This window comes from Kitasatospora sp. NPDC127111, from assembly GCF_042677465.1.
Classification (GTDB): domain Bacteria; phylum Actinomycetota; class Actinomycetes; order Streptomycetales; family Streptomycetaceae; genus Kitasatospora.
The window spans coordinates 11,153-31,299 of record NZ_JBHXTG010000067.1 but is presented as its reverse complement, the minus strand read 5'-3'; the positions used below and the strand labels follow the sequence as shown (position 1 = coordinate 31,299).

1 protein-coding gene is annotated in these 20,147 nt (G+C 74.8%); it reads right to left on the bottom strand.

What is annotated here, in order from left to right; all coding sequences use genetic code 11:
• Positions 1-15: 15 nt before the first annotated feature.
• Positions 16-19,953, bottom strand: a complete 19,938-nt coding sequence (locus tag ACFVHB_RS31100; RefSeq protein ID WP_380328880.1) for an SDR family NAD(P)-dependent oxidoreductase — start codon at positions 19,951-19,953, stop codon at positions 16-18.
• Positions 19,954-20,147: the final 194 nt, after the last annotated feature.

The window sequence follows — 20,147 nt, the reverse complement described above, 5'->3', positions numbered from 1 at the left end:
GGTACGGCGACGTACTCAGAGCCCGAGCTGGTTGTCGATGAAGTCGAACATGTCGTCGTCGCTGGCCGACTGGATCTTGTCGGCGACCGAGACACCGTCGTCGTCGCCCTCGCCGGATCCGGCGGCGTCGCTCAGCACGGAGAGAATGTCCTTGAGCCGCGCCGTGACCCGCGCCCGGGCGCCGTCGTCGCCCAGGAGCTCGGTGAGCGACGCTTCGAGCCTGTCGAGTCCGGAGTAGGCCGAGAGGGTGCCCGGCTCCTCGGCGACCGACCCGAACAGCTCCCCGGCCACGAAGTCGGCCAGGGCGGTCGGGCTCGGGTAGTCGAAGACCGCCGTGGCCGGCAGGCGCAGGCCCGTGGCGCTGTTCAGCCGGTTGCGCAGTTCGACGGCGGTGAGCGACTCGAAACCGACGTCCCGGAAGGACCGGTCCGCGTCGAGACTGCCCGGTCCGGACATGCCCAGCACCAGGGCGGCCTGCGACAGGACCAACTCCCGCACGCCCTCGCGTCGTTCGTCCGGGCTCAGCGCGGCCAGCCGGGCGGCCAGCGCGTTCTGCCCCTCGACGCCGCGCTCCGCCACCGATCGGCGGGCGGACCCGCCGGCACGCGAGCCGCGCACCAGGCCGGACAGGAGCACGGGGACGTCGCCGGAGCGGCGGAGCGCGGGCAGGTCCAGCTCGGCCGCCACGAGCAGCGCCTCGGGCCGGCCGGCGGCCGCGTCCAGGACGGCGAGCCCGCGGGCGTCCGACAGCGGGCGCATACCCTGGCGGGCCATCCGCCGACGGTCGGCCTCGGTGAGTTCGCCGGCCATGCCGTGCTCCCACGGGCCCCACGCCAGCGACACGGCAGGAAGGCCCGCGTGCCGTCGGTGGGCGGCCAGCGCGTCCAGGAAGGTGTTGCCCGCCGCGTAGTTGCCCTGGCCCGCGTTGCCGATCACGCCGGCGATCGACGAGAAGAGCACGAAGGTGTCGAGATCGTGACTGCGCGTCAGCTCGTGCAGGTGCCATGCCGCGTCGACCTTCGGACGCATGACCGCCGCCAGCCGCTCCGGGGTCAGCGCGGCGAGGATCCCGTCGTCGAGGACTCCCGCCACGTGGACGACGCCCGTCAGCGGCACGCCGTCCAGGACCCCGGCCAGCTCGTCACGGTCGGCCACGTCGCAGGCGGCCACGCTGACGTCGGCGCCCCACTCCTTCAGCTCGGCGACGAGTTCCGGCATCCCGGCGGCGTCGATGCCACGACGCGAGACCAGCAGCAGTCGGCCGGCCCGTCCGGTCGCCGCGAGGTGTCGGGCGACCAGGCCGCCGAGGGCGCCCGACGCGCCGGTCACCAGCACGGTGCCGGCTCGGACTTCCTCGGCGCCGGCCGGGATGGGCGCGGACGGCACCCGCACAAGCCGGGGCACCCGCACCTCGCCCGCGCGCACCGCGAACTGCGGCTCGCCGGACGCCATGCCGGCCCGCAGCCATGGCGCGACCTCGGCAGCGGACATGTCGTCCACGTCGGCCAGCGTGATCCGGTCCGGATTCTCCGACTGGGCCACCCGGACGAGGCCCCAGACGGGCGCGGCCGCGGCCTCCATGGCCGTCTCGGGACCGGCGTCCACGGCGCGCTCGGTCACCACCAGCAGCCGCGACGCCGACAGCGCGTCGGCCGCCAGCCACTCCTGCACCAAGCCCAGTACGCCGACCGCGACGTCGCGCGCCGCGCCCGGGACGTCGTCGGGGGCCGGCTCGGGCACGGCCCGCGCCACCACGGCCTCGGGAACGGCCTCGCCCGCGTCGACGGCCGCCAGCAGCGCGGCCAGATCGGCATAGGACTCGGCGCCGGACAGCTCCTCCCCGAGGACGGCCCACCGGCCGTTCGGCTCGCCGGGGGCCGCCGCCGCGGACGGGACCCACTCCACCCCGAACAGGTCGTCGCGAGCCGGCGCCGCAGCAGCGACGAAGGGACGCAGGACCACGGAGCCCACCGACGCGATCAGCCCACCGGTGGCGTCGGCCAGCGTCACCGACACGCCCTCGCCCGAGGCCGCCGGCGCCACGCGTACCCGCGCCGCCACCGCGTCCGCCGCGTGCACGACCACATCGCCCCAGGCGAACGGGACCTCAGCCCGGTCGCGCTGCTCACCGGCGCCCACGATCACATGCAGGGCCGCGTCCAGCAGGGCCGGGTGCAGACCGAACCCGGCTACGCTCACGCCGTCCGGCAGCGCCACCTCGGCGAACAGCTCCTCACCACGCCGCCAGACCGCCTGCGTCCCCTGGAACACCGGACCGTAGACGAGACCGCCGGCGGCCAGGCCCGGGTAGAACCCGTCCAGGTCCACCGCCTCCGCGCCGACCGGGGGCCACTGCGCCAGCTCGCCGCCGATGTGGGCGGCGGAGACGGTGTCGGGGTCGGCGGAGACGGCACCCGGGGCGAGGACACCGGCGGCGTGCCGGGTCCATTCGTCATCCGGCGCCGCGTCCTCGGCCTGGGCGTAGACGGCCACCACGCGGCGACCGGCCTCGTCCGGGCCGTCCACCGTCACCTGCACCCGCGCTCCGCCCTGGAGCGGAAGCACCAGCGGCGACTCGATCAGCAGTTCCTCGACCCGGCCGCAGCCGGCCTCGTCACCGGCCCGCACCGCCATCTCGACCAGCACGGCGCCCGGCACCACCGCCTGCCCGTCCACCGCGTGATCGGCCAGCCAGGGCTGCCGGGCCAGCGACAGCCGACCGGTCAGGACGAGGCCGCCCGTGGCCGGAAGCGTCACCGCCGCGCCCAGCAGCGGGTGACCTGGGTTCCCCAGGCCGAGATCCTCGGCGCGGCTGCCGGCGGTGACGTCCAGCCAGTAGCGCTGCCGCTGGAAGGCGTAGGTGGGCAGCTCGACGCGCTGGGCGCCGGTGCCGGTGAAGACCTTCTCCCAGTCGACCGGCAGACCCCGTACGAACACCTTCGCGAGGGCGGTGAGCAGGGCGCGTGGCTCGTCGCGGCCCCGGCGGAGCAGGGGGAGCCAAACCTCCTCGGTTGCCTCGGCCTCGGCGTCGGCGCGGGTCTGCGGGCCCATGCCGGACAGGATGCCGTCGGGGCCGATCTCGATGAACGTCCGCACACCGGCGGCGCGCAGAGCGTTCGCGGCGTCGCAGAAGCGGACGGCCTCACGGACGTGCTTCACCCAGTACGACGGGTCGGTGACCTCCTCGCTCACCGGCTCGCCGGTCAGGGCGGAGACCATGGCCAGCCTGGGCGTGCGGTAACTGACGGAGGCGACGACGCGGGCGAACTCCGCCAGCATCGGTTCCATCAGCGGCGAGTGGAAGGCATGCGAGACCTGCAGACGCTTGGTGCGCGCCCCGGTCTGCGCCAACTCCTCGGCGGCGGCGAGCACTTCGTCCTCGACACCGGACATCACCACGGCCTTGAGGCCGTTCACGGCCGCGATGCCGACACCCATGCGGCCCGCGATCGCTTCAAGGACCCGCTCCTCCGTCGCCTCGACGGCCACCATCGCGCCACCGGTGGGGAGTTGCTGCATCAGCCGGCCGCGAGCGGCCACCACCGCGCAGGCGTCGTCCAGCGACCACACCCCGGCCACGTGCGCGGCCGCCAGCTCACCGATCGAATGGCCGGCCACCACCTGCGGCGACACGCCCCACGACTCCAGGAGCCGGAACAACGCGACCTCGATCGCGAACAGCGCCGGCTGCGCCCACCCCGTGTCGTCGATCCGACCCGCGCCCTCACCACGGATCACCGCCGCGAGGGAACCGTCCAAGTGCTCGGCCAGACCGGCACACACCGCGTCGAAGGCCTCGGCGAACACCGGGAACGCCGCATACAGACCCTGCCCCATCCCGATCCGCTGCGCACCCTGCCCGGTGAACACGAAACCGACCTTGCCGACACCACCCACGGCGCCGGACACCACCTCGGGCACCTCACGCCCCTCGGCCAAGGCCCTGAGCCCGGAGACCAGTTCGTCGCCGTTGGAGCCGAGCACCACCGCTCGGTGCTCCAGCGCCGCCCGCGACGTCGCGAGGGACCAACCCACGCCGGCGATGTCCACGTCCGCCTGGACGAAGTCCGCCAGCCGCTCCGCCTGCCCGGCAAGGCCCGCCGCCGAGCGTCCCGACACCACCCACGGCACCACCGGCAGCACCCGGCCGTCCGTGCGAGGCGCGGCGGCCTCCTCGGCCGGTGCCTGCTCGATGATGACGTGCGCGTTGGTCCCGGAGAACCCGAACGACGACACCCCCGCACGCCGCGGATGCCCGGCGTCCGGCCAGGGCTGCGCCTCGGTCACCAGCCGGACCGCACCGGATTCCCAGTCGATGCGCGACGAGGGCTCGTCCGCGTGCAGCGTCGCCGGCACCACGCCGTGCTGCATCGCGGCGACCATCTTGATGATCCCCGCGGCACCGGCGGCGGCCTGGGCGTGGCCGATGTTGGACTTCACCGAGCCGAGCAGCAGCGGCCGGTCCTCCGGCCGGTCCTGGCCGTAGGTCGCCAGCAGCGCCTGCGCCTCGATCGGGTCACCCAGCCGCGTCCCCGTCCCGTGCCCCTCGACCACGTCCACGTCGCTCGCGGACAAGCCGGCACTGGCCAGCGCCGCCCGGATCACCCGCTGCTGCGACGGGCCGTTCGGCGCCGTCAGACCGTTCGACGCACCGTCCTGGTTGACCGCGGTACCGGCGACGACCGCCAGAATCCGGTGGCCGTTGCGCAGCGCGTCCGACAGGCGCTCCACCACCAGCACCCCGACGCCCTCGCCCCAGCCGGTGCCGTCCGCCGACTCCGCGTACGCCTTGCAGCGACCGTCGGCCGCCAGCCCGCGCTGCCGCGAGAAGTCGATGAACGTCCCGGGCGTCGACATGACGGTGACACCGCCGGCCAGCGCGAGCGAGCTCTCACCCGACCTCAACGACTGGCACGCCAGGTGCAGCGCGACCAGCGACGACGAACACGCCGTGTCCACCGTCACCGCCGGCCCCTCCAGACCCAGCGCGTACGCCACCCGCCCCGAGGCGACCGACCCCGTCCCACCCGTGCCGAGATACCCCTCGACCTCCTCCGGCACGAAGTGCGACGGCAGGTAGTCGTGGTAGAAGAGCCCCGCGAACACACCGGTCGCGCTGCCCCGCAACCCCGTCGGATCGATTCCCGCGTCCTCCAACGCCTCCCACGAGGTCTCCAGCAGCAGCCGCTGCTGCGGATCCATCGCCACGGCCTCCCGCGGACTGATCCCGAAGAACTCCGCGTCGAACTCCCCCGCCTCGTACAGGAATCCACCCTCGCCGGAGACGCTCTTGCCCACCGCCTCCGGGTCGGGATCGACCACGTCCACGGGCCAGCCGCGGTCCGTCGGGAACGGCCCGACCGCGTCGCCGCGCGACGCCACCAGCTCCCAGAACTCCTCCGGCGACGACACACCGCCCGGGAACCGGCACGCCATCCCGACGATCACCAGGCGGTCCTCATCGGCCGGCACGGCGCGGACCACGGGCCGTGCCGAGTCCGCCGACGCGGGAGCGGACTCACCGACCAGCTCGCCGAGCACGAAGTCGGCCAGCGCCACCGGCGTCGGGTAGTCGAACACGACCGTCGCCGGCAGGCGCAGGCCCGTGACGTTGTTCAGCCGGCTGCGCAGTTCGACGGCGGTGAGCGAGTCGAAACCGACGTCGCGGAAGGAGCGACCGGAGTCGACGGCTCCGGGTCCCGTCATGCCCAGCACCAGGGCGGCCTGCGACAGGACCAACTCCCGCACGCTCTCGCGCTGCTCGTCCGGGCCGAGCTCGGCCAGCCGCGCGGCCAGCGCGTTCTGGCCGTCGGCCGCGGGCCGGCCCGCCGTCCGACGGGTGCGCGAGCCCGCCGGCGTCGCCGGGACCAGGCCCGACAGCAGCGGCGGGACCTCGCCGGAGCGCCGCAGCGCGGCGAGGTCGAGCTGGGCGGTCACCACCAGGGGCGCGGCGGCGTGGGCGGCCGCGTCGAGCATGGCGAGCCCATCGGCCGCGGGCAGCGGCTTCAGGCCCTGCCGGGACAGCCGGCGCCAGTCGGCGTCGCTCAGCCCGCCGGCCATGCCCTCCTCCCACGGACCCCACGCCAGGGACGTCGCGGGCAACCCCGCCCGGCGGCGGGACGCGGCCAGCGCGTCCAGGAAGGTGTTGCCGGCCGCGTAGTTGGCCTGCCCCGGGTTGCCCCAGACACCGGCCACCGAGGAGAACAGGACGAAGGTGTCCAGGTCCAGATCGCGGGTGAGCTCGTGCAGGTGCCACGCCGCGTCGACCTTCGGACGCATGACCGTCTCCACGCGCTCGGGCGAAAGGGCCGTGGCCAGCCCGTCGTCCACGGCGCCGGCCGCGTGGACGACGCCCGTCAGCGGCACGCCGTCCAGGACCCCGGCCAGCTCGTCATGGTCGGCGACGTCGCAGGCCGCGACGGTGACGTCGGCGCCCAAGTCCTTCAGGTCGGCGACGAGTTCCGGCATCCCGGCGGCGTCGATGCCACGCCGCGAGACCAGGAGCAGCCGCCCGGCCCGTCCGGTCGCCGCGAGATGCCGGGCGACCAGACCGCCCAGCGCGCCCGAAGCGCCCGTGATCAGCACCGTGCCCGCACGGTGATCGGTGCCGGTCGAGGTGGGCGCGAACGGCACCCGCGCGAGTCGCGGCACGCGCAGTTGGCCGGCCCGCACCGCGAACTGCGGCTCACCGGACACCACGCCTGCCCGCAGGCAGGACAGCGCCTCGTCGGACAGCTCGTCCAGGTCCGCCAGCACCAGTCGGCCCGGGTTCTCGGCCTGCGCCACCCGGACGAGACCCCAGACGGGCGCGGCCGTGACCTCGATCGTCGCCTCGGGACCGGCGTCCACGGCGCGCTCGGTCACCACCAGCAGCCGCGACGCGGACAGCGCGTCGGCCGCCAGCCACTCCTGCACCAGGCCCAGCACGCCGACTGCGACGTCGCGCGCCGCGCCCGGGACGTCGTCGGGAGCCGGCTCGGGCACGGCCCGCGCCACCACGGCCTCGGGAACGGCCTCGCCCGCGTCGACGGCCGCCAGCAGCGCGGCCAGATCGGCATAGGACTCGGCGCCGGACAGCTCCTCCCCGAGCACGGCCCACCGGCCGTTCGACCCCTCGGAGACCGCCGCCGGGGACGGGACCCACTCCACCTCGAACAGGTCGTCGCGAGCCGGCGCCGCAGCGGCGACGAAGGGACGCAGGACCACGGAGCCCACCGACGCGATCAGCCCACCGGTGGCGTCAGCCAGCGTCACCGACACGCCCTCGCCCGAGGCCACCGGCGCCACCCGCACCCGCGCCGCCACCGCGTCCGCCGCGTGCACGACCACATCGCCCCAGGCGAACGGGACCTCAGCCCGGTCCCGGCGCTCGCCCGTGCCCACGATCACGTGCAGGGCCGCGTCCAGCAGGGCCGGGTGCAGGCCGAACCCGGACGCGCTCACGCCGTCCGGCAGCGCCACCTCGGCGAACAGCTCCTCGCCACGCCGCCAGGCCGCGCGCAGCCCCTGGAACACCGGACCGTAGGCGAGACCGCCGGCGGCCAGGCCCGGGTAGAACCCGTCCAGATCGACGGCATCCGCGTCGACCGGGGGCCACTGACCCCAACCCTCGCCGACGGCTGCGTCGGCAGACGACAGCACACCGGTCGCGTGGCGCGTCCACTCCTGCGCGAAGGTCGCGTCGTCCGCCTGGGCGTAGACGGCCACCGCGCGGCGACCGGCCTCGTCCGGGCCGTCCACCGTCACCTGCACCCGCGCTCCGCCCTGGGACGGGAGGACGAGCGGCGACTCGATGACCAGTTCCTCGACCCGGCCGCAGCCGGCCTCGTCACCGGCCCGCCCCGCCATCTCGACCAGCGCGGTCCCCGGCAGGACGATCTGCCCGGCCACCACGTGATCCGCCAGCCACGGCTGCCCGGACACCGACAGGCGACCGGTCAGGACGAGGCCGCCGCTGGCCGGCAGCGTCACCGCCGCACCCAGCAGCGGGTGACGCGCCGGGGACTGGCCCAGCCCGGCCGCGTCCACCACAGCGGTACCCGTCGGCAGCCAGTGGCGTTGCCGCTGGAAGGCGTAGGTGGGCAGGTCGATCCGCTGGGCGCCGGTGTTCGCGTAGAGCTCGCCCCACTCGACGGGCACGCCGCGGACGAAGGCCTTGGCGAGGGCGGTGAGCAGGGCGCGGGGCTCGTCGCGCCCGCGGCGGAGCAGGGGGAGCCAGACCTCCTCGGCCTCGGCGTCCGCGCGGGTCTGAGGGCCCATGCCGGACAGAATGCCGTCGGGGCCGATCTCGATGAACGTCCTGACGCCGGTGGCGCGGAGAGCGTTCGCGGCGTCGCAGAAGCGGACGGCCTCGCGGACGTGCTTCACCCAGTAGGCCGGGTCGGTGACCTCGTCCGTCACCGGCTGTCCGGTGAGGGCGGAGACCATGGCCAGCCTGGGCATGCGGTAGCTGACCGCACGAACCACCTCGGCGAACTCCGCCAGCATCGGTTCCATCAGCGGCGAGTGGAAGGCATGCGAGACCTGCAGACGCTTGGTGCGCGCCCCGGTCTGCGCCAACTCCTCGGCGGCCGCGAGCACTTCGTCCTCGACACCGGACATCACCACGGCCTTGAGGCCGTTCACGGCCGCGATGCCGACACCCATGCGGCCCGCGATCGCTTCGAGGACCCGCTCCTCCGTCGCCTCGACGGCCACCATCGCGCCACCGGCGGGGAGTTGCTGCATCAAACGGCCACGAGCGGCCACCACCGCGCAGGCGTCGTCCAGCGACCACACACCGGCCACGTGCGCGGCCGCCAGCTCACCGATCGAATGGCCGGCCACCACCTGCGGCGACACACCCCACGACTCCAGAAGCCGGAACAACGCGACCTCGATCGCGAACAGCGCCGGCTGCGCCCACCCCGTGTCGTCGATCCGACCCTCGCCCTCACCACGGATCACCGCCGCGAGGGAACCGTCCAAGTGCTCGGCCAGCCCGGCGCACACCGCGTCGAAGGCCTCGGCGAACACCGGGAACGCCGCATACAGCCCCTGGCCCATCCCGATCCGCTGCGCACCCTGCCCGGTGAACACGAAACCGACCTTGCCGACACCACCCACGGCGCCGGACACCACACCGGGAACCTCACGCCCCTCGGCCAACGCCTCAAGACCCGCCACCAACTCGTCGCGGTCCGCACCCAGGACCACCGCGCGCTGCTCCAGCGCCGCCCGCGACGTCGCCAGCGACCAGCCCACATCGACGGCGTCCACGTCCGTCCGCTGGACGAAGCCCGCCAACCGCTCCGCCTGCCCGGCAAGACCCGCCGCCGACCGACCCGACACCACCCACGGCACCACCGGCAGCACCCGGCCGTCCGTACGAGGCGCCGAAGTCTCCTCGGCGGGCGCCTGCTCGATGATGACGTGCGCGTTGGTCCCGGAGAACCCGAAGGACGACACCCCCGCACGCCGCGGACGCCCGGCGTCGGGCCAGTCCGTCGCCTCGGTCACCAGCCGGACCGCGCCCGCCTCCCAGTCCACGTGTGAGGACGGCGCGTCCACGTGCAGGGTCGCCGGCACCACGCCGTACCGCATCGCGGACACCATCTTGATGACGCCCGCGACACCCGCCGCCGCCTGCGCGTGGCCGATGTTGGACTTCACCGAGCCGAGCAGCAGCGGCCGGTCGGCCGGACGCCCCTGCCCATAGGTCGCCAGCAGCGCCTGGGCCTCGATCGGGTCACCCAGCCGGGTCCCCGTCCCGTGCCCCTCGACCACGTCCACGTCACCCGTGGCCAGACCCGCGCTGGCCAGCGCCGCCCGGATCACCCGCTGCTGCGACGGACCGTTCGGCGCCGTCAGACCGTTCGACGCACCGTCCTGGTTCACCGCCGTACCGGCCACCACCGCGAGCACCTTGTGCCCGAGCCGCCGCGCGTCCGACAGCCGCTCCAGCACCAGGACGCCGACGCCCTCGCCCCAGCCGGTGCCGTCCGCCGACTCCGCGTACGCCTTGCAGCGGCCGTCCGCCGCCAGCCCGCCCTGCTTGGTGAAGTCGATGAAGGTGCCGGGCGTCGACATCACGTTCACGCCGCCGGCCAGTGCCAGCGAGCTCTCGCCCGAGCGCAGCGACTGGCACGCCAGGTGCAGCGCCACCAGCGACGACGAACACGCCGTGTCCACCGTCACCGCCGGCCCCTCCAGACCCAGCGCGTACGCCACCCGTCCGGACGCCACACCGCCCGATCCGCCGGTGCCGACGTAGCCCTCGACGTTCTCGGACACCGCGCCGAACGGCAGGTAGTCGTGGTAGATCAGCCCCGCGAACACACCGGTCGCGCTGCCCCGCAACCCCGTCGGATCGATTCCCGCATCCTCCAACGCCTCCCACGAGGTCTCCAGCAGCAGCCGCTGCTGCGGGTCCATCGCCACGGCCTCCCGCGGACTGATCCCGAAGAAGCCGGCGTCGAACTCGCCCGCCTCGTACAGGAATCCACCCTCGCCCGACAGGCTCTTGCCCACCGCCTCCGGGTCCGGGTCGTGCACGTCCGCGGGCCAGCCCCGGTCCGTGGGGAACGGCCCGACCGCGTCCGCGCGTGCGGCCACCAGCTCCCAGAACTCCTCCGGCGACGACACCCCGCCGGGGAAGCGGCAGCCCATGCCGACGATGACCACGCGGTCCTCGTCGGCGGTGACGCCGCCCCCCGCCACCGGGAGCGCGGCCTGCGCCGAGGCCGCCTCGACGTCACCGATCAGCTCGCCCAGCACGAATCCGGCCAGCGCGGCCGGCGTCGGGTAGTCGAAGACCGCCGTGGCCGGCAGGCGCAGTCCCGTCACCGTGTTCAGCCGGTTGCGCAGCTCGACGGAGGTGAGCGAGTCGAAGCCGGTGTCGCGGAACGCCCGGCCGGCCTCGATGCTCTCCGGTCCGGCCATGCCCAGGACCAGGGCGGCCTGCGCCGCGACCAGGTCGAGGACGGCTTCGGTCCGCTCGGCGGGGCCGAGTGCCTGGAGCCGGGCGCCCAGCGCGTTCCGGCCGTCGGCTGCGGGGACTCCGGCGGTACGACGGGCGGGCGCGCCCGCCTGCCCGGCCCGGACCAGGCCGGACAGGAACGGCGGGACCTCGCCGGAGCGCCGCAGCGCGGCGAGGTCCAGCTTGGCCGTGACCACCAGGGGGTCGGCGGCCCGGGCGGCCGTGTCCAGCATGGCGAGCCCGTCGGCCGCGGGCAGCGGCTTCAGGCCCTGGCGGGACATGCGCTGCCAGTCGGCCCGGTCGAGCTTCGCGGTCATGCCGTGTTCCCACGGGCCCCAGACCAGGGACGCGGCGGGCAGCCCGGCCCGGCGGCGGGACGCGGCCAGGGCGTCCAGGAAGGTGTTGCCGGCCGCGTAGTTGGCCTGTCCGGGGTTGCCCCAGACGCCGGCGATCGAGGAGAACAGGACGAAGGTGTCCAGGTCGAGGTCGCGGGTGAGCTCGTGCAGGTGCCACGCCGCGTCGGCCTTCGGACGCATGACCGTCTCCACGCGCTCCGGCGAGAGCGCCGTGGCCAGCCCGTCGTCCACGATGCCGGCCGCGTGGACGACGCCCGTCAGCGGCACGCCGTCCAGGACGCGGGCGAGCTCGTCACGGTCGGCGACGTCGCAGGCCGCGACGGTGACCTCGACGCCCAACTCCTCCAGGTCGGCGACGAGTTCCGGCATCCCGGCGGCGTCGATGCCACGCCGCGAGACCAGCAGCAGCCGCCCGGCCCGTCCGGTCGCCGCGAGGTGCCGGGCGACCAGACCGCCCAGCGCGCCGGACGCGCCCGTCAGCAGCACGGTGCCGGCCCGTTCGGCCGGCGCGGGCATGGTCAGGACGACCTTGCCGATGTGACGCGCCTGGCTCAGGAAGCGGAACGCGTCCAGCGCGCGGCGCACGTCCCAGCACGCCACCGGCAGCGGGCGCAGCGCGCCGTCCGCGAACAGCCGGGTCAGCTCCCGCAGCATCCGGCCCAGCACGTCGGGGTCCAGTTCCAGCAGGTCGAACGCCCGGTAGTCGATCGCGTGGTCCCGGCGCACCCGCTCCGGCTCCCGGACGTCGGTCTTGCCCATCTCGACGAACCGGCCGCCGGCCCGGGTCAGCCGGAGCGACGCGTCCACGAACTCCCCGGCCAGGGAGTCCAGCACCACGTCCACCCCGTGGCCGCCGGACTCGGCGCGGAAGGCCTCCTCGAAGTCGGTGGTGCGGGAGGAGGCGAGGTGCGACGCCTCGACGCCCAGTCCGCGCACCGCCGCCCACTTGGCCGGCGACGCGGTCGCGAACACCTCCGCGTCCAGGTGCCGGGCCAGCTGCACCGCCGCGATGCCCACGCCACCGGCGGCGGCGTGGATCAGCACCCGCTCGTCCCGCTGCAGGCCGGCCAGCTCCACCAGCGCGTACCACGCGGTCAGGAACACCAGCGGCGCGCCGGCCGCCTCCGCCATGGTCCAGCCGGACGGCACCGGGGCCAGCAGCCGCTGGTCCGTCACGGCCTCCGTGGTGAAGGCGCCCGTGAACAGGCCCATCACCGCGTCGCCCGGCCGCAGGCCGGTCACGCCGGGGCCGACCTCCAGCACGACGCCGGCGCCCTCCAGGCCCAGCCGGCCCGCGTCGCCGGGGTACATGCCGAGCACGTTCAGCACGTCGCGGAAGTTCACGCCCGCCGCGCGCAGCGCGACCCGCACCTGGCCGACCCCCAGCGGAGCCGCCTCGGCGGCGCCCAGCAGGGTGAGGTTCTCCAGCGTGCCGCGCTCGTGGAAGTCCAGGCTCCACACCCGCTCCGCCGGAACCGGCAGCCCCTCCGCGACGCGCGCCAGGCGCGGCGCCCGCACCTGGCCGGCCCGCACCGCGAACTGCGGCTCACCGGACGCCACACCCGCTCGCAGCCACTGCGCGACCTCGGCGGCGGACGCGTCGTCCACGTCGGCCAGCGTGATCCGGTCCGGGTTCTCGGCCTGCGCCACCCGGACGAGGCCCCAGACGGGCGCGGCCGCGACCTCCATGGCCGCCTCGGGCCCGGCGTCCACGGCGCGCTCGGTCACCACCACCAGCCGCGACCCCGACAGCGCGTCGGCCGCCAGCCACTCCTGCACCAGGCCCAGCACACCGACCGCGACGTCGCGCGCCGCGCCCGGGACGTCGTCGGCGTCCGCCGCGGGCACGGCGCGCGCCACCACGACCTCGGGAACGGTCCCGCCCGCCTCGACGGCCGCCAGCAGTGCCGCCAGGTCGGAGTACGGCTCGTCCCCGAGCACGGCCCACCGGCCGTCCGGCTGCTCCGAGCCCGTGACGGCGACGGGGACCCACTCCACCCCGAACACGTCGTCACGAGCCGGTGCCGCAGCGGCGGCGAAGGGCCGCAGGACCAGCGAGCCGACGGAAGCGATCAACGCGCCCGTGGCGTCCGCCAGGGTCAGGGAGAAGCCGTCACCGGTCCGCTCCGGGGTCACCCGCACCCGGGCCACGGCGGCGCCCGTGGCGTGCAGGTCGACGTTCCCCCACGAGAACGGGACCTCAAGCCGGTCCCGGCGCTCGCCCGTGCCCACGATCACGTGCAGGGCGGCGTCGAGCAGGGCCGGGTGCAGGCCGAAGTCGGCGGCGCTCACCCCGTCCGGAAGGGCGACCTCGGCGAACAGTTCCCCGCCGCGCTGCCACGCCGCACGGATCCCCTGGAACGCCGGGCCGTAGGCGAGGCCGCCGGCGGCCAGGGCCGGGTAGAACCCGTCCAGGTCGAGGGCCTCCGCGCCGGCCGGGGGCCACTGCGCCGACCCGCCGTCGGCGTCGCTGCCGGCCGTCGTTCCGGCCGGGGCCAGCGCGCCCGCCGCGTGACGGGTCCACTCCCCCTCGGGCGCGGCCTCCTCGGCCTGGGCGTAGACGGCCACCACGCGCCGGCCGGACTCGTCCGGCCCGTCCACGGTGACCTGCACCCGGACGCCGCCCTGAGGGGGGACGACGAGCGGCGACTCGATGACCAGTTCCTCGACCCGGCCGCAGCCGGCCTCGTCACCGGCCCGCACCGCCATCTCGACCAGCGCGGCTCCGGGCACCACCACTTGGCCGGCGACCACGTGGTCGGCCAGCCAGGGCTGCCGGGCCAGCGACAGCCGACCGGTCAGGACGAGGCCGCCCGTGGCCGGCAGCGTCACCGCCGCACCCAGCAGCGGGTGGCCGGGGGTCTCCAGGCCGAGGTCCTCGGCGCGGCTGCCCAGAGCGGGGGTCAGCCAGTAGCGCTGCCGCTGGAACGCGTAGGTGGGCAGGTCGATCCGCTGGGCGCCGGTGTTCGCGTAGAGCTTGTCCCAGCCGACCGGCACGCCGCGGACGAAGGCCTTGGCGAGGGCGGTGAGCAGGGCGCGCGGTTCGTCGCGGCCCCGGCGGAGCAGGGGGAGCCAGACCTCCTCGGTTCCCTCGCCTTCGGCGTCGGCGCGGGTCTGGGGGCCCATGCCGGACAGGATGCCGTCGGGGCCGATCTCGATGAACGTCCTGACGCCGGCGGTGCGGAGGGCGTTCGCGGCGTCGCAGAAGCGGACGGCCTCACGGACGTGCTTCACCCAGTACGACGGGTCGGTGACCTCGTCGCTCACCGGCTGTCCGGTGAGGGCGGAGACCATGGCCAGCCTGGGCGTGCGGTAGCTGACGGAGGCGACGACGCGGGCGAACTCCGCCAGCATCGGTTCCATCAGCGGCGAGTGGAAGGCATGGGAGACCTGGAGGCGCTTGGTGCGCGCCCCGGTCTGCGCCAACTCCTCTGCGGCGGCCAGCACTTCGTCCTCGACCCCGGACATCACCACGGCGTTGAGGCCGTTCACCGCGGCGATGCCGACGCCGGTGCGGCCCGCGATCGCTTCGAGGACCCGCTCCTCCGTCGCCTCCACGGCCACCATCGCGCCACCGGTAGGGAGTTGCTGCATCAAACGGCCGCGAGCGGCCACCACCGCGCAGGCGTCGTCCAGCGACCACACCCCGGCCACGTGCGCGGCCGCCAGCTCACCGATCGAGTGCCCGGCCACCACCTGCGGCGACACACCCCACGACTCCAGGAGCCGGAACAACGCGACTTCGATCGCGAACAGCGCCGGCTGCGCCCACCCCGTGTCATCGATCCGACCCTCACCCTCACCACGGATCACCGCGGCCAGGGAGCCGTCCAGGTGCTCGGCCAGACCGGCACACACCGCGTCGAAGGCCTCGGCGAACACCGGGAACGCCGCATACAGCCCCTGCCCCATCCCGATCCGCTGCGCACCCTGCCCGGTGAACACGAAACCGACCTTGCCGACACCACCCACGGCGCCGGACACCACCTCGGGCACCTCACGCCCCTCGGCCAAGGCCCTGAGCCCGGAGACCAGTTCGTCGCCGTTGGAGCCGAGCACCACCGCTCGGTGCTCCAGCGCCGCCCGCGACGTCGCCAGCGACCAACCCACATCGACGGCGTCCACGTCCGTCCGCTGGACGAAGCCCGCCAACCGCTCCGCCTGACCGGCGAGACCTTCCGCCGAGCGTCCCGACACCACCCACGGCACGACCGGGGGCACGACACCGCCGGCGGGCGCGACAACGGCGTCCCGGTCGGGCGCCTGCTCGATGATCACGTGCGCGTTGGTGCCGCTGATGCCGAACGAAGACACCCCCACGCGCCGCGGACGCTCCTCCGAGTGCGGCCACGGCACCGCCGACGTCGCCAGCCGCACCGCGCCCGCGTCCCAGTCCACGTGCGAGGACGGTTCCTCGGCGTGCAGCGTCCTCGGCAGCTGCTCGTGCTGCAGTGCCAGCACCATCTTGATGACGCCCGCGACGCCCGAGGACCACTGGGTGTGCCCGATGTTGGACTTCAGCGAGCCGAGCAGCAGCGGCCGGTCCTCCGGACGCCCCTGCCCGTAGGTCGCCAGCAGCGCCTGGGCCTCGATCGGGTCGCCCAGCTTGGTCCCCGTCCCGTGGCCCTCGACCACGTCCACGTCACCCGTGGCCAGACCCGCGCTGGCCAGCGCCGCCCGGATCACCCGCTGCTGCGACGGGCCGTTCGGCGCCGTGAGACCGTTCGACGCACCGTCCTGGTTGACCGCCGAACCGCGCAGGACCGCGAGCACCTTGTGCCCGAGCCGCCGCGCGTCCGACAGTCGCTCCAGTACGACGATGCCGGCGCCCTCGGCCATGCCCATGCCGTCGGCCTGCTCCGAGTACGCCTTGCAGCGGCCGTCCGCCGCCAGCCCCTGCTGCCGGCTGAACCAGGCGAGCCACGAGGTGGTGGCGTGCACGGTGACGCCGCCCGCCAGCGCCAGCGAGCATTCCCCCGACCGCAGGGCCTGGCCGGCCAGGTGCAGGGCGACCAGCGACGAGGAGCACGCGGTGTCGACCGTCAGGGCCGGCCCTTCGAGGCCGAGCGTGTAGGCCACCCGGCCCGAGATCACGCTGGGGGCGATGCCCGACTGCAGGTGGCCCTCGAGTTCCTCGGGCGCGTTGGCGCCGTAGCCGGAAGAGGACGCGCCCACGAAGACACCGGTGGACGAGCCTCGCAGCCGGCGCGGGTCGATGCCCGCCCGTTCGAAGGCCTCCCAGGAGAGTTCGAGGAGCAGCCGCTGCTGCGGGTCCATCGCCAGCGCCTCGCGCGGGCTGATCCCGAAGAAGGCGGCGTCGAACTCCCCCGCCCCGGTGATGAATCCGCCGCCGCGCGTGTAGAAGGTGCCGGCCCGCTCCGCGTCCAGGTCGAAGAGCTGGGAGAGGTCCCAGCCCCGGTCGGTGGGGAGGTCGCCGACGGCGTCACCGCCGGCGGCCAGCAGGTCCCAGAGCTGCTCCGGGGCGCTGACGTCACCGGGGAGGCGGCAGCTCATCGCCACGATCGCGATCGGCTCGTCGGCCCCTGCGGCCGTCCGGGCCGGGGCGGTGGGCTCGTCGGCGTGCCCCAGTGCTTCCGCCCGCAGGTGCTCGGACAGCGCCACGGGGGTCGGGTGGTCGAAGATCAGGGTGGTGGGCAGGCGCATGGCGACCGCGGCGCTCAGCCGGTTGCGCAGCTCGACGCCGGTCACCGAGTCGAACCCGAGCTCCTTGAAGGTGTGCGCGGGGTCGAGCGCCCGCGGGGAGGCGTGTCCGAGGACGGCCGCGGCGTGCGTCAGGACCAGGTCGAGCAGGACCTGCTCTTGCTCGGGCTCCGGTCGGCCCACGAGCTGCCGCAGGAGCCCGGTGGCACCGTCCGGCAGGGGTTCCCCGGCCGTGTCGTCGTCGGACTGCGGCAGCTCCATGACGTGCGACGACGCGCCGCTGTCGAGCCAGAAGCGCCGGTGCCGGAAGGCGTACGTCGGAAGGTCCACCGGCCGGCCGGCCGGGAGCACGGCGCTCCAGTCCACCGGCACGCCCCGCACGAACGCGCGGGCCAGACCCGTCACCACGCTCGTGACGCCCTCGTCGTTCCGCCGCTGGAGCGGGACGAAGACGGCGTCCTCGGTGCCGATGCCGGCCACCGTGTCGGGGCCGAGGGTGGACAGCGACCCGTCGGGGCCGACCTCGATGAACACCGTCACGCCCTGCTCGGCGAGCGCGGCGACGGCGTCGGCGAACCGCACCGCCCCGCGCGTCTGCGCGGGCCAGTAACCCGCCTCGCACTCGGTCACCAGCTCACCGGTCAGCGCACCCGCCCACATCAGCTGCGGACGGTCGTACTCCAACCCGGCGGCCACGGCGGCGAGTTCGTCGAGCACCGGATCCATCGCCGGCGAGTGGAAGGCGTGCGAGACCCGCAGCCGCCGCACCCGGCGACCCCGCTCCCGCCACAGCTCCACCACCGCGTCCACGGCCTCGACCTCACCCGAGATCACCACCGACTCCGGACCGTTGACCGCCGCGACCACCGCCCCCGGCAGCTCGGCCAGGGTCGCGACGACGTCCGCCTCGGGAGCGTTGATCGCCGCCATCGCGCCACCGCTCGGCAGCGCCTGCATCAGCCGCGCCCGCGCCGCCACCAGACGGGCCGCGTCCTCCAGGGAGAGCACCCCGGCCACGTACGCGGCCGCGACCTCACCCACCGAGTGACCCACCACCGCGTCCGGCGTCACACCCACGGCCTGAAGCACCGCCGCGACACCGACCTCGAAGGCGAACAACCCCGCCTGCGCGTACAACGTCTGGTCCGCCAGGGCCGCGTCGACACCCTCGGCACCGAGCACCACGTCCCGCACCGAGATCCCGAGCTCCAGCTCCAACAGCCCGCACACCCGGTCGAACACCTCGGCGAACACCGGGCTGCCCTCGTAGAGCCCCCGGCCCATCCCCACCCACTGCGAACCCTGACCCGCGAAGATCAGACCCACCCGGGCATCCGCACGGGCCACCCCCGACACCACGGCACCCGCCGGCACACCGTCGGCGATCTGCTCCAGCCCGGCCACCAGCTCCGCCCGGTCGGTGCCCACCACCACGGCCCGGTGCTCGAAGGTCGCCCGCGTCGTCGCCAACGACCGGGCCACGTCGGCCGGTTCGGGCTCCGGACGCGCCGCCGCCCACTCCCGCAGCCGGCCCGCCTGGGCCGCCAGCGCCTCCGCCGACCGGCCCGACACCACCCACGCACCGGCGCCCGGCAGCACCGGAGCCGTCTCCGGTGCCCGGGCGGCCTCGGCGCTCTCAGCGGCCGGCGCCTCCTCCAGGACGACGTGGACGTTGGTCCCGCTGATCCCGAACGCCGACACACCGGCCCGGCGCGGGTGCTCCCCGGCCGGCCACGGCACGGGCTCGGTCAGCAGCCGGACGGTGCCCGACGCCCAGTCGACGTGCGGCGACGGGTCGTCCGCGTGCAGCATCGCGGGCAGCTCGCCGTGCCGCAGCGCCAGCACCATCTTGATGACGCCCGCCACGCCGGCCGCGGCCTGGGTGTGCCCGATGTTCGACTTCACCGAGCCCAGCCACAGCGGCCGGCCCTCCGGCCGCTCCTGGCCGTACGTGGCGAGCAGTGCCCGCGCCTCGATCGGGTCGCCGACCCGGGTGCCTGTGCCGTGCGCCTCCACCGCGTCCACCTCGGCGGCCGAGAGGCGCGCGTTCGCCAGGGCGCGGCGGATGACCGCCTGCTGGGCCCGGCCGTTGGGGGCGGTCAGGCCGTCGCTGGTCCCGTCGGAGTTGATCGCCGAGCCGCGCAGCACGGCGAGCACGGGGTGGCCGTTGCGCATGGCGTCGGACAGGCGCTCCAGGACGAGCAGGCCGACGCCCTCCGACCACACCGTCCCGTCGGCGTCGGCCGAGAACGGCCGGCACACGCCGTCGGAGGAGAGCGCCCGGAGGCCGCTGAACGCGACGAAGTTCCCCGGGGTGGCCATGACGGACACGCCGCCGGCGAGCGCCAGCGAGCACTCGCCGGACCGCAGGGCCTGCACGGCGAGGTGGATGGCGACCAGGGAGCTGGAGGCGGAGGTGTCGACGGTGAGCGAGGGCCCGTGCAGTCCGAGCAGGTACGAGATCCGGCCGGACATCACGCTGGTCGTCGTGCCGGTGAGCAGGTAGCCCTTGACTCCCTCGGGCGCCTCCTGCAGCCGGGGGCCGTACTCCCTCGGCTCGGCGCCCACGAACACGCCGGTCCGGGTGCCCCGGATCGCGGACGGGGTGATGCCGGCGCGCTCCAGCGCCTCCCACGAGGTCTCCAGCAGCAGCCGCTGCTGCGGGTCCATCGCCAGCGCCTCGCGCGGCGGGATGCCGAAGAAGGCCGCGTCGAATCCGACGGCGTCGTCGAGGAAGCCGCCCCGGGTGAGGTAGGTCCTCCCGGCGCTCTCCGGGTCCGCGTCGTACAGGGATTCGAGGTTCCAGCCCCGGTCCGCGGGGAAGTCGGAGAGGGCGTCCCGCCGTTCGGCCAGCAGGCTCCACAGGTCCTCGGGCGAACGGACCCCGCCGGGGTAGCGGCAGCTCATGCCGACGATCGCCAACGGCTCCGCACCGGCTGCCGCGAATTCCGTCAGGGCCGGCCCATCAGTCTCGTTCACAAATCCCTCGGCATTCGGGAGGTCGGGAGTTCGATACCTGGTCGAAGGTCTTTCAGCCAAGGAGGAACAGCAACGCAAAAGGGCTGAACAGAAGGGCTGAAGAGAAGGGCTGTACAAGGAGAATGGAACAAAAGGCCCGCCGGAGCCCCGACGGTCAGGATATGAGCCGGCCCGCCCGGAGAACCACGTGTTCA